9 protein-coding genes are annotated in these 12,894 nt (G+C 68.2%); 5 read left to right on the top strand and 4 right to left on the bottom strand.

The window, feature by feature from the left end; genetic code table 11:
- Window positions 1-194 precede the first annotated feature (194 nt).
- The 4 genes from ACIP5T_RS13435 to ACIP5T_RS13420 are packed head-to-tail and all read left to right on the top strand — an operon-like array spanning window position 195 to window position 6,614.
- A complete protein-coding gene (locus ACIP5T_RS13435; RefSeq protein WP_400864023.1) occupies window positions 195-1,496 on the top strand; it encodes an ABC transporter substrate-binding protein in 1,302 nt (433 codons plus the stop codon).
- A 2-nt stretch (window positions 1,497-1,498) separates the two neighbouring features.
- Window positions 1,499-2,437: a carbohydrate ABC transporter permease gene (locus ACIP5T_RS13430; protein ID WP_400864021.1), complete on the top strand. Its 939-nt coding sequence runs from the start codon at window positions 1,499-1,501 to the stop codon at window positions 2,435-2,437.
- On the top strand, window positions 2,434-3,369 hold the full coding sequence (locus tag ACIP5T_RS13425; protein ID WP_400864018.1) for a carbohydrate ABC transporter permease: 936 nt from the start codon (window positions 2,434-2,436) through the stop codon (window positions 3,367-3,369). The genes ACIP5T_RS13430 and ACIP5T_RS13425 overlap by 4 nt, the downstream gene beginning before the upstream one ends.
- Window positions 3,366-6,614 (top strand): glycoside hydrolase domain-containing protein, encoded by a 3,249-nt coding sequence (locus ACIP5T_RS13420; protein ID WP_400864015.1) that lies wholly within the window; start codon window positions 3,366-3,368, stop codon window positions 6,612-6,614. Before ACIP5T_RS13425 ends, ACIP5T_RS13420 begins: the two co-directional genes overlap by 4 nt.
- 19 nt (window positions 6,615-6,633) lie before the next feature.
- Here ACIP5T_RS13420 and ACIP5T_RS13415 read toward each other — a convergent pair whose 3' ends face one another.
- Window positions 6,634-7,842: an endo-beta-N-acetylglucosaminidase H gene (locus tag ACIP5T_RS13415; protein WP_400864742.1), complete on the bottom strand. Its 1,209-nt coding sequence runs from the start codon at window positions 7,840-7,842 to the stop codon at window positions 6,634-6,636.
- A gap of 153 nt (window positions 7,843-7,995) precedes the next feature.
- The gene (locus ACIP5T_RS13410) at window positions 7,996-9,627 is read right to left on the bottom strand and encodes a fucose isomerase (RefSeq protein WP_400864012.1); all 1,632 of its coding nucleotides are present in this window, start codon (window positions 9,625-9,627) and stop codon (window positions 7,996-7,998) included.
- A gap of 191 nt (window positions 9,628-9,818) precedes the next feature.
- On the opposite strand from ACIP5T_RS13410, the gene ACIP5T_RS13405 reads away from it, so the two are divergent.
- Window positions 9,819-10,118, top strand: a complete 300-nt coding sequence (locus ACIP5T_RS13405) for a hypothetical protein (RefSeq protein ID WP_400864010.1) — start codon at window positions 9,819-9,821, stop codon at window positions 10,116-10,118.
- A gap of 18 nt (window positions 10,119-10,136) precedes the next feature.
- On the opposite strand, the gene ACIP5T_RS13400 is transcribed toward ACIP5T_RS13405, so the two are convergent.
- Together ACIP5T_RS13400 and ACIP5T_RS13395 are read right to left on the bottom strand one after the other, a co-directional pair.
- Window positions 10,137-11,132 carry a LacI family DNA-binding transcriptional regulator gene (locus tag ACIP5T_RS13400; RefSeq protein WP_400864007.1) on the bottom strand — a complete coding sequence of 332 codons (996 nt, stop codon included), beginning with the start codon at window positions 11,130-11,132 and terminating at the stop codon, window positions 10,137-10,139.
- Between the two features lie 63 nt (window positions 11,133-11,195).
- Window positions 11,196-12,893, bottom strand: coding sequence for a long-chain-fatty-acid--CoA ligase (locus ACIP5T_RS13395; protein ID WP_400864005.1), 1,698 nt, complete (start codon window positions 12,891-12,893; stop codon window positions 11,196-11,198).
- Window position 12,894 lies beyond the last annotated feature (1 nt).

Genomic DNA, 12,894 nt, shown 5'->3' with positions numbered 1-12,894 from the left:
ACAGAGCCCTCCGACGAGGACATGTCGCACCACTATAACGCTTGAGCAACAAGCCGCCACCCGGAATACCGCGACTTGTCCATGGGCCGAGCGTCGAGACCTTGACAGAGACCGCATCCGATGGTTTCATCTGCTAAAGCGTTGTAGTCCGCTCAGTGGACACCGCCAATCGCCCGCCTCGAGGAAGAAGCACGATGAAAGTTCCCGCACGCATTGTCGCTCTGGCAACATTCACGATCGGCGCCATGGCGCTCGCCGGCTGCACCGGAGGGGGCACCACATCGGGTGCCGCCGGTCCGATCGACACCTCCGGCGAGCTGAGCGGAACCATCCAGTTCCAGACCTGGTCGCTGAAGAACGAGAAGTTCACCCCCTACTTCGAAGACCTGATCGACGCGTTCGAGAAGGAGCACCCCGATGTCACCGTCGAGTGGCTCGACCAGCCGGGCGACGGCTACCAGGAGAAGATCCTGAGCCAGGCGAATGCGGACACCCTGCCGGACGTGCTGAACCTGCCGCCGGACATCGCCTATCCGCTGGTCGCGGCCGGCAAGCTGGTCGACCTCGAGACGGCCGATCCGGATCTGAAGTCGGGTTACAACGCCGGAGCGTGGGACGCCTACAGCCAGTACCCCGGCGTCGAGGGCACCTACGGCCTGCCGTGGTACCTCTCGAGCGACGCCTCGTGGTGGAACCTCGCTCAGCTCGCCCCGTTCGGCGTCACGGAGGAGAACCTTCCCACGACCGTCGACGAGCTGCTGACCCTCGCGAAGGACGTCGCCACCGAGTCCGGCGGCAAGGTGCAGCTGCTGTCGTCGATCCCCGCGCTCGACACGTTCACGTCGGCGGGCATGGAGGTCATCAACGATGAGGGCGAGTTCGACTTCAACACCGACGAAGCCGCAGCGATCATCGAGAAGTATGCCGACGCCTACGCGGCCGGAGCGATGCCCGCCGAGGCCCTGACCGGCGACTACGGCGGAAACGCCGAGGCGTACATCCAGGAGAAGGTCGCGTTCACCACCGGCGGCACGGGATTCACCACCGACCTCGCCAAGGATGCACCCGCACTGCTCGAGAACACCGTCGCCACCCAGCGACTCGGCATCCCGCCGCTCTACGTGCAGGGGCTCAACATCTCGGCCGACTCCGACAACAAGGAGGCCGCGCTCGCGTTCGCCGAGTTCGCGACGAACGAGGAGAACCAGGTCGCGTTCTCGTCGCTCGCCGTCGGCACGGCCCCCGGCACGTCCTCCGGTGGTGACGCCGTCGTCGAGAACATCTCATCGACGATCACCGACGAGAAGCAGCTCACCGCCATCGACACCGTGTTCACCGCCATGCAGGACGCCAAGGCCATCCCGTTCCAGTGGACCTCCGACATGGCGACGTACATGACCCAGCAGATCGCGCTCGCCGTCAACGGCGAGGCCGACGCGCAGGAGCAGCTCGACAAGATCGTCGAGTACGCCAACGCGAACCGCGTGGACCAGTGAGCATGAGCGCGGACACCAGCATCCGGAGCGGAAGCCGGAGAGGGCGGAAGACCATCACGTCGCACCGGTGGTTCACGCCGTGGCTTCTCCTCGGCCCCGCCGTCATCTGGGTGCTGGTGTTCGCGCTCTGGCCGTTCCTCAACACCGTCTTCCTGAGCTTCACCGACGCGCGCCCCCTGCGCACACCCGAGTTCGTCGGCGGGGCGAACTACGAGCGGATGTTCGGCGACGAGATGTTCTGGAACGCCCTCACCACGTGCATCATCTACGTGGTGGTCTGCGTGCCTCTGCTGACAATCCTCCCGCTGCTGCTGGCGCTGCTCGTGCAGAAGAAGCTGCCGGGTATCGCGTTCTTCCGCACCACCTTCTACTTCCCCGTCATCGCCTCGGTGGTCGTGGTCGCACTCATCTGGACCTGGCTGTTCGACAGCCGCGGCATCATCAACCAGACGCTCGAGTTCCTCGGACTCGTCGACAAGCCCATGGCCTTCCTCGTCGATCGCTGGCTGCTGCTCGGCTGCGCGATCCTGCTCACGGTCTGGAAGGGCCTCGGCTACTACATGGTCGTGTACCTCGCCGCCCTCGGCAACGTCGGCAAGGAGCTGCACGAGGCGGCGATGCTCGACGGTGCGGGCTCGTTCCGTCGCTTCCTGTCCGTGACGATCCCCTCGGTGCGTGGCGCCATGCTCCTCATCGCGGTGCTCATAGCGGTATCTGCGATGAGGGTGTTCGCCGAGCTCGATGTGCTCTCCAAGAGCACGGGCGGGCCCGGGGGCTACGACATGTCGCTGGTGATGCTGATCCGTCAGGTCGGCTCCGGCCTGAACGGCAACATCGGCTACGCCTCGGCGATCAGCGTCGCGCTGTTCCTCCTCACCCTCATCCCGCTGGCCGCGATCGCGTTCATGAATCGCGAGAAGAAGGCGAAGGTCTCCGCATGAGCACGCTCACTCCGCCGCGCATCGACGACGACCGTCGACCCGACGATCGGCCGGCGACGCCCACGCGCGAACCCATCTTCCGCCGCCGCGGCTCCGGCGACTTCAGCAAGCCGACGCTCGGCGGACTCATCGGCCGCTACGCGCTCCTGCTGTTCGTGCTGGTGATCGTCATCGGTCCGTTCCTGTGGCAGCTCTCGACCTCGTTCAAGGGCCCGCAGGAGAACATCTACTCGTTCCCGCCGAACCTGATCCCCCGCGAGCCGACCCTGCAGAACTACGTCACGGTCGCCGAGATCGTGCCGGTCTACCTCTACGCCTGGCACTCGCTGCTCGTGTCGGTCGGCACGGTGCTCAGCAACGTGATCCTCGCGACGTTCGCGGGCTACGCCCTCGGATGCATGCGGTTCCGCGGCAAGTGGATCGTGATGGCCATCCTGCTCTCGACCCTGCTCTTCCCCGGCGAGGTCACCGTGACCAGCAACTTCCTCACGATCCGCGCCCTGGGACTCGCCGACACCCTGTGGGGCGTGTTCCTGCCCGGTGCGATCAGCGCCATGAACGTACTGCTCGTCGCCACCGCCTGCCGGATGATCCCGAAGGATGTGCTGGATGCTGCGACGGTCGACGGCGCCACCACCTGGCAGCGCATCCGCCACATCGTGTGGCCCAACATCCGCGGCATGGTCTCGGTGGTCGCGATCTTCGCCTTCATCGGCGCCTGGGACGACTACCTCTGGCCGCTCATCGTGCTCTCCGACCCGTCGAAGTACACCCTGACCGTCGGCATGGCCTATCTGAACAGCAGCTTCTCGGTCGATCCTCGTCTGATCGCGGCCGGCACCATGATCGCTCTCGTGCCGATCGTCATCATGTTCTCGTTCACGCAGCGGTTCTTCTTCAAGGGTGTGCAGGAGGGCGCGGTCAAGGGGTGAGCACCGTGCACCTCGCGCCCGCCGACGGGCCGGCCGATCCTCCATCGTCCCGCCCTCGGGCGGGCGTGATCGCCGGCCAGGTCTTCGCCTTCGCGTTCGACCCCTCGGCGGGCGAACAGCGGATCGATGTCCCCGGACTCACGGACATCCCCGTCACGCCCGACACCGTGCTGCACTGGGCGTTCTACGCCGACGGCAGCGAGGCGACCCTCGCCCCGCATGCGGCGCTCGCGGTGACGGTCGATGTGCGCAGCGCCGATGGCTCCAGGCTCGGCGAGATGGCCGCCGTGCGTGATCGGTACGACTTCGCCGTCACCCCCGATGCCCAGTTCGCGGCACGCTGGAGCCTGCCGGAGCAGTGGAACGCCGACACCGTGTCGCTCGCCCCGCTGCGGTCGAGGTCGAACACGCCTGTCACCGTCGAGCTCGTCTTCGGCGCCGGATCCCTGGCGAACGAGGCGAATCTCCCCCCACGCGTCAGCGGGTTCGTGCAGTGCACCGTCGAGGAGATGCCGGCACTGCCTTCTGCGGCCGAGCTTCCGCCGGTCGAACGCGTGGACACCCGGCGAGGCACGCACTCCGGGCCACGCTTCTCCCGCGGCAACACCATCCCCGCAGTCGCCGTTCCGCACGGCTTCACGTTCGTCACTCCGGCCACCGACGCGTCGGATACCCGCTGGCCGTACCGCCCCAGCATCCACGACGACCCCGCGGGGAGACGTCTCGAGGCACTGCAGTTCTCGCATCAACCGAGCCCGTGGATCGGCGACCGCTCGGTGCTCCAGCTCATGCCGTTCGACGGGCGTCCGGCGTCCGGCCGTGCGGACCGTCGACGCTGGATCACCCCCGGAACCGAGCGCGCACGGCCGCATGAATACGCCGTCGACCTCGGCGGACTGCGCGTGGAGATGACCGCGACCTCGCACGCCGCCGCCTTCCGGGTGCATGGAGCCGACGCCGACGCGGCCATCGGCTTCGTGATCGATCAGCCGACCGACGAGGGCCGACTCGACTGGACCGATGCCGGGGGCTTCGAGGGATGGACGCCCGAGGGCACCGAGGACTGGGGCAACGCTCCGCGCTGCTACTTCGTCGGCACGGTGCTGCACGGCGAGGGCGGAGAGGAGCCGGGCCCGCGTGGCCCGCTCGACGACGCCGGGCGGGGGCGGGTCGCCGGCTACGTCGGCGGGCGCGGTTCGCTCGAGGTGCGAGTGGCGGTCTCGTTCGTGTCGGTGGATCAGGCCAGACGCAGCCTCGCGCTCGAAGCCCCGGCAGAGGTGTCCTACGAAGAGCTGCGGGCGGCGTCCGCGGCATCATGGAACCGCGTGATCGGACGCGTGACCATCCCTCCCCTTCCCGCGGCGGAGGCTCCGTATCGACGGCTTGCCGACGAGGAGAATCGAGGTCGGATCGCCGCGGCCCTGCACCGGATGCACCTCTATCCGAACACTGCGGCCGAGAACACGGGAACCGCGGATGCGCCGCTCCCTGGGTTCGCCGACGTCTTCGCGGCCCGAGAGCCGTTCGGCGAACGCGCCACCGTCGCCCCGCTCGTCAGCGGCGAGCTCGTGGTGAACAACGGCTACTGGGACACCTACCGCACCGAGTGGCCCGCGCTCGCGATGCTCGACCCCGCGCTGACCGGCAGGTTGCTCGACGGCCAGCTCGCCCAGTATCGGCGCGGCGGGTGGATGGCCCGGTGGAGCGCTCCGGGATACGTCGACAGCATGGTGGGAACGTCGAGCGACCAGATCTTCGCCGATGCCGCACGGTGGGGAGTGGAGTTCGATCACCCGGAGGCGTTCGAGAGCGGCTGGCGCAATGCCTGCGAGCCAGGACCCGACGCGCTGCGTGGCCGCAAGGGCATCGCCCGTGGGCGCTTCACCGGATTCATCTCCTCCGACGTGCCGGAGGGCATGAGCTGGACCATCGAGAACGCCGTGAGCGATGCCGCGCTGGGCCGGTTCGCCACGCAGCTCGCTGCCGACGCAGAGCTCGACGCGGACTCAGCTCAGGATGCCGCGCGCTACCGATCCTTCGCCCGATACTTCGCCAACCGGGCCCTGTCGTACCGCACGCTGTTCGATGCGGACTCCGGGTTCCTCCGCGGCAAGGACGCGACGGGCGCCTTCGCCGCGGACTTCGACCCGCGCATCTGGGGCGGCGACAACGTCGAGACGAACGCCTGGGGCATGTCGGTCGGCGCCGTGCATGACGGAACCGGACTCGCGGCGCTGCATGGTGGCCGCAGTTCCTTCGGTCAGCACCTCGACGCCCTCTTCACCGAACCCGAGACTGCCGATGAGCGATTCGGCGGGGCGTACGGCACGGTGATCCATGAGCAGCGGGAGGCACGCGCCCTGCGCTCGGGCATGTGCGCGATCTCGAATCAGCCCGCGCACCACATCCCCTTCATGTACGCGTTCAGCGACCGACCGTGGCGCACGGCAGCGATCGTGCACGACCTGGCCGGCCGCCTCTTCGCAGGCGCCCACATCGGCCAGGGCTTCCCCGGCGACGAGGACAACGGCGAGATGAGCGCATGGTGGCTGTGGGCTGCCCTCGGGCTCTACCCGCTCGAGCTCGCGTCGGGAGTGCTGCGGATCGGGTCTCCCCTCTTCGACGACGTCCGCGTCGATCGCGCAGACGGCCGCTCGCTGCGGATCCGCTCTCATCGCCGCGAGCCGGGAGCGCATGTGCTGCAGCGCGCCCGGCTCGACGGCGTCGATCTTGCGCTGGCCGAGCTGCCCATCGGCGCTCTCGTCGGCGACGCCGACCTCGAGCTGGTCTTCGGCACCGACCCATCGGATGCCCTCGAGCGGGGCGAGCACTCACCGGCCGATGCCGCGACCTGGCGCCGCGACCTGACGGCCGCCGGCGGAGACGGGATCGCGTCCGCATCCGTCGTAGACGCCGGGCGTCTCTTCGACGACGGAGATCCGTCGGGGTCTGACGGCGTCACCCTGGCAGCCGGCGAATGGGCGGGGTGGCGCTTCGCCGAGTCCCGCGCCGTCAGCGACGTCACCGTGACGATGATCGCCGCGGCCTCCTCGGCATGCCTGCGGTGGGAGGTCCTCGATCCGGACGGGAACTGGTGCGCAGCGCCGACCACGCACGACGCAGACCTCCCGGCCGACCGGACCACCCCGTTCGAGCTGGTGTCACGGGTCGTGACCCCGGCGATCCGCGTGCGGGCGGAGGTCGGGGTCACGATCCGTCAGATCGAGGTCTTCGACCTCGGGTGATGGCCTCGAGCGCGGGTCGTCACTTCGACAGGACGAACGAGAGCTCGGTGACGTTGCCGGCGACGTCGACCACCTGCAGCGTGTTCGCCCCCGCGACCGCGCCGAACGCGCCGGGCTTCACGAAGTTCAGGTCGCTCCACGCGTTGTCCGAGAGGTCCTTGGCGACCCCGTTCACCGAGAGCCTGTCGATCTTCCCCTCGTCGTAGAGCTTGTAGCTCACGCGCTGATAGGTGCCGTCCTGCTTGCTCTTCGTGAACTGGGCTCCCTCTTTCACCGTGACGGTCGGAGGTGTCGTGTCGCGGGGTGCCGCGCGGTACTCCGTCGCCTCGCCCTTCAGCGCTTCGGTGATGCCCGAGAGATACGCCGACTGGTCTGCCGCGGTGAGGTTGTAGGCGACATAGACCCCGTAGCCGTCAGACACCGTCCGCGTCGCGAAGTCGGCTGCCGTCGCGGCGCTCGTCGCCGAGAGGTCGATCGCGGCCGCTCCGAGTCGCGTCCTGTCTTCGAGCCCGCTCACGGTGGGAGCGTCGTACGTCGGGTAGTACGGGTTCCAGGCGTAGTCGAGCACGCCGACGGCGTCGAACAGCGTGAAGTTGGTCGTCGTGTACGTCGGACCGATCGCGTACAGGCTGATGATCTTGTCGGGGCCGAGTCGATCGCGCAGCGCCGTTGCCAGCCATCCGAACGACTGCGGGTTCGGCTGCGGGGTTCCGTTCGCGCCGTACTCGCTCCACTCGTCGTCGAAGTCGATGCCGTCGAGACCGTAGGTCGTCACGGCGTCGGCGAGCTGTGCGGCGAACGCATCGGCCTGCGCATACGAGGTGAAGTTCGCGAACCCGGCGCCCTGGTGGTTGCCGAGCACCGAGAGCAGCACCTTGGTGCCCTTCGCCTGCACCGGTCGGATCTGCGTCTCCGCATCGTCGAGCGTCTCGGTGACGCGCTCGTTGAAGTGCAGGTACGCCTTCTCGCCGTCGTAGTTGATGTTGGCGGCGAAGATCATCGCCATGTCGATGGCTGCGTCTCCGGACTCGGCGAGCGTGTAATCCGCCACGTTGGCTAAATCGTTCGAGTTCACCTCGACGTAGACGGCGAGCTTCGGATCGGTCGGCTCCGAGGTCTCGGCGGCGGCTCCCATCGAACCGGCGAGAATGCCCGCAGCAGCTGTGGCGAGAACACCCAGCCCGGCGATGCCCCTTCGCAGTCGGTGATTCCTGACATTCTGGTTCATCACTGATCGTCTCCTTCGGCGTCGTTGTCGAATCAGGTCGCGTCGTCACGACCTGCCGCCGACTATAGCGCTTAAGTGGAAAGACGGGAAGGAACGGAAGAAGGGGCGGATGCCGCAGCATCCGCCCCTTCTCGACCCGCTGGAGTCAGCCGATCAGATCGCGACGTCTCCGACCAGGTTGACCTTGATGCCCATGCCGGCGAACATCGCCGCTTTCGCGATGAGGGCCTTGTCGGCCGTCTCGGCATCCGGTGCGTAGACGAGCTGCGCGTGGTTGGCCTTGTGGCGGGCCATGAACTGGTCGCGCGAGACGCCGTGCAGCACCACGTGCGCGATCGGCCACTCGGGGTTCGTCGCATCCTTGCGCCGCTGGGTCTCCTCGGCCGGCAGCTCGACGACCGATGCCCGGAAGATGTCGGCCTGCAGGATGCCGTCGGCGATGAACACACGCGACAGCACGATCTCGCCCGGCTTCGAGACGCCGTTGATCGTCGCGCCGCCGGCGGGGAAGAAGACATGGCCCTGGCGCCATCCCTCAGCGTTCTGCCACCCGCCGAGGTGCGACGCCGGCACCGAGCCGGAGATCTCGTAGACCCAGACGAACTGCCCGTCGAAGTCCTCGCCCCAGCGCACGTCGTGCAGGGTGTTGTCGGGCACGAGGCCCATCGCGCGCCAGACCCGATCGGTGACCAGCGCGTCGACTGCGACGCCCTCGTCGGCCTCGTTGAAGTGCGGGAACGCGCGGCCTTCGTGCAGCACCCGTGAGCCATCGCGCGAGGTGACGGGCGGGCGCTCGGTCGAGTTCAGGATGCCCTCGGCGAGGTCGGATGCCGGAACCAGGTCCTTCAGGCCCTGCTGATATTGGATGCCGACCGCGTCGAGCCCGAAGTCGTCGGCGATGCGGAGGGCGGCGATGTACATCTTCAGCTGCCACTGCACCTGCTCGCGGGTCAGCTCGGTCTCGGCATCCGCGCCGTACCGGAACGTCATGCCGGCGTCGATCAGCCAGTCGTAGGCGGCATCGGCCTCGTCGTCGCCGACTTCGAGCATCTCGGCATACAGAGCCGACTGCGAGAGGCGCTCCTTGTAGATGCCCGTCCTGTTGAGCAGCTCGTCGTCGAAGATCGCGTTGTACATGCCCATGCAGCCCTCGTCGAAGACGCCGATGATGGCCTTCTCGGCGAGGAGGTCGGCGGCGAGCGCCTCGCCCAGCGCCTTCTCGGGGCTGTCGGGCAGCGCGGGCAGTGGACGCACGTGCGAGGCGTCATGGGTGATCGCGCCGGTCTCGGTCCACTCCCTGATGCCGGCGGTGAACCAGTCGTCGGTGAAGTCGACCGACCAGATCGTCGCGTAGGGCTTGTCCATCTTGGTGAGGCCGGCGTTCAGGCCGAGGAGTCCGACGAGGCCGGGCCAGTCGCCCGCGAAGTTCGCGACGGTGAGGATGGGGCCCTCGTGCGTGCGCAGACCGGCGAGCACGTGGTGCGAGTACTGCCACACGGCCTCCGCGACGATGAGCGGAGCATCCGTGGGGATGTTCTTGAAGACCTCGAGGCCCATGCGCTGGCTCGAGATGAAGCCGTGCCCTGTGGCGGGGTCGACGTCGTTGGCGCGGATGACGGTCCAGCCGAGCTCCTCGAACACGCCGGTGACGCCCGCTTCGAGCTCGACCTGCACGGGCCAGCCGCCGGTGTTCGCAGCCTCGCGCAGGTCACCGGAGGCGATCAGGTACGCGGTCTTCGGCGCGGATGCCGGTCGGGATGCCGTGGTCGGCAGGGTGTAGGTCATAACTCGCGTCCTCCTTGATCGCACGTGTGCTGCAACCCTACGCGAAATCGATTTCATCGCGCAAGCAGTGCTGCTCATGATCGCTTCTGCACCGTTCGACATGCGCCCGGGTTGTACCCGATGTGCGGACACTCCGGCATACAGCACCGACAGGCGGTGACATCCTGATCCCCTCGACGAACAATGGGGGTATGGAATTGAGCGATCCGCAGGCCTGGACGATGATCGGCATCTTCGCCACCGCGATGCTCGGAGGCATGACCCTCATGACCACGCAGTTCAATCGGGTGCTGCGCGCCGAGATCGGAGGCCTGCGCAGCGAGATGCACGGCGAGATCGGAGGCCTGCGCAGCGAGATGCGCGCCGGCTTCGAGGTCGTGAATGTGCGGCTGGACTCCCTCGACACGCGACTGACCCGCGTCGAGGGCAAGGTCGATGACCTCGACACCGAGCTCACCAATCTCGCCACGCGATTCTGGCGGTCGCAGTAGGACCGAGTGGCGTGCGCGTCAGCGCGTGACAGTCAGCCCGGCGCTGGCGGGCTGGACCTCACTCGGCAGCACCACTGTGCGTGACGGCCCGCGGTCTCCGCCGATGCGCTCGAGCAGCATCCGCGCGGCCCTGACTCCCATCTCACGGGCCGGCAGTCGCACGACCGTCACTGCGGTCGGCGAGAGCGTCGTGAACGGCAGCGAGCCGATCACCGCGACGCCCACCCGCGGTGGCGTCAGGCCGTGTTCCGTCAGAACCTGTATCGCACCCACGCCGATCAGATTGTTGCCGGCCACCACCGCATCGGGGCGTTCCGGCAGCGCGAGCAGCTCCTCCATGGCGACCCTCCCCCCGTCGACGCGGAACGTCGAGAAGCGCAGCAGCTCGTCGGCGTCGACGCCGGGGGCCCCGGCCGCGAGCGCCGCACGCCAGCCCGCTGCGCGCTCCGCAGCGGTGTCGATCCCCTCGGGTCCGCCGATGTATGCGATCCTGCGGAATCCGGCGGCGAGAAGCCCCTCGGTGGCCGACGCTCCCGCGTCGCGGTTGGCCATCACGACGCCGTCGATGTCGTAGACGGTGTGCCGGTCGACGGCGACGACGGGGCGCCCCGTGTCGAGGATGCCGTCGAGCCTCGTGCGCTCGGATGCCGGGGCGATGATCACTCCGGACATGTGCTCCGAGATCGCGATCTGCAGGTAGGCCGCCTCCTTCTCGAGCTGCGAGTCGGAGTTGCAGAGCACGACCGAGTACCCGGCCTCCGAGGCGACGTCCTCGACGCCTCTGGCCATCTCGGTGAAGTACGGGTTCTCGATGTCGGGGATCACGAGGCCGATGACCTCGGAACTCTGCCTTCGCAGGTTGCGAGCGGTCCGGTTGGGCGTGAAGCGCAGCTGCTCGGCGGCTCGGCGCACCGCGTCGACCTTCTCGGCAGAGACGCTGGTGCCGTTGAACACCCGCGAGACGGTGGCCGGCGACACCTGCGCGAGTCGAGCGACATCGTAGATCGTGGCCATCGGCACACTGTAACCGGTTTCACGACGATCGGCGAGAGGCGGGCGAGAGCCGCCGCCGGCCGGTCAGTCGGCGAGCATCCGGTCCCGCACCTGACGCCGCAGCACCTTGCCGATGAGCGAGCGGGGAAGCTCGTCCACGACGACGATGCGCTTGGGCACCTTGTAGGGCGTGAGCCTCGTGCGACAGAAGTCGCGCAGCGCGCCGGCATCGAGGGTAGCACCCTCTCGGAGCACGATCGCGGCGGCAATCTCCTCCCCACCGCTCGACCGCGGCAGGCCGACGACTGCGGCCGCGACCACGTCGGGATGCGCCTCGAGGGCGTCCTCCACCTCGGTGGGCGACACGTTGAACCCGCCGGTGATGATGAGCTCCTTGAGGCGGTCGACGATCGTGACGAAGCCGTCAGCCGAGACCTCGGCGATGTCGCCGGTGCGCAGCCATCCGTCGGCGAGCAGGACGTCGGCGGTGTCGCCCGGGCGGCGCCAGTACCCCTGGAACACCTGAGGGCCGCGGATGAGCAGTTCGCCGCGGTCGCCGACGGGCACGTCGACCTCGGTGTCCGACGGGTCCACGACGCGGATCTCGGTGCTCGGGAACGGCACTCCGACGGTGCCGGGACGCCTGCTCCTGCCCATCGGATTGCCGAGCGCGACGGGCGAGCTCTCGGTCATGCCGTAGCCCTCGACGAGCAGGCCGCCGGTCGCCTCCTCCCACCGCTGCACGGTCGCGACCGGAAGACTCATCGCCCCCGAGATCGCGAAGCGGACGGTGGAGAGGTCGATGGTCCCGCGCGATGCGGCACGCGCGAGCTGGTCGTAGATGGGCGGGACCGCGGGCAGGAACGTCGGCGGACTGGTGCGTGCAGCCTTCGTCACGAGGCCGAGGTCGAACGTCGGGAACAGCACGAGCTTGGCGCCGATACTCATGGCGAAGGTGAGGCACAGCGTCATGCCGTAGGCGTGGAACAGCGGGAGCACTCCGTAGAACGTCTCCTCGCCGTCGACGAGACCCGGCACCCACGCCCGGCCCTGCATCGCGTTGGCGCGAAGATTCTCGTGCGTGAGGATCGCTCCCTTCGGCGTGCCCGTGGTTCCGCTCGTGTACTGCAGCAGCGCCGTGTCACTCAGCGCCGGACCCTCGACCTTGCGCGACAGAGCCCGATGGTCGACCAGCTTCTTCCAGGCCACCGCTCGCCGTGCTCTGGGGGTGGCCGTCAGCTTCGCGCGTGCTGCGCGCGCCTTCGGGAGGGGCAGACGCAGCAGCATCCGCTGGGAGGCCGGCATCGCCTCGGTGAGGTCGACGCTCACGATGTGCTCGACACGGAGATCCGCGGGGAACTCGGCGATCGTGTCGACGGTCTTGTCCCAGACGATCGCGACCTTGGCTCCGTGGTCTTCGAACTGGTGCCGCAACTCCCTCGTCGTATAGAGCGGGTTGTGCTCGACGACGATGGCACCGAGGCGGAGCGCGGCGTAGAAGGCCACCACATGCTGCGGGCAGTTCGGCAGCACGAGCGCGACCCGGTCGCCCTTGTGCACACCCAGCCGCCGCAGCCCCTCGGCAGCGCGCAGGATCTGGTCGCCGAGCTCGCGATAGGTCGTGACCGCGCCGAAGAACTCCAGTGCCGGCCGACGGCCGAACGTGGCGATGCTCGCCGACATCATCTCCGGCAGCGTCTGCGTCGGGGCATCGATCTCAGCGGGCACACCGTCCGCATAGGAGTCGAGCCATGGCCGGGATTCATACGGGGAGGCGGGCATG

Source organism: Microbacterium sp. NPDC088619, assembly GCF_044752825.1.
GTDB lineage: Bacteria > Actinomycetota > Actinomycetes > Actinomycetales > Microbacteriaceae > Microbacterium.
The sequence above is the reverse complement of the archived record's forward strand: the minus strand, read 5'-3'. Positions and strand labels throughout refer to the sequence as shown.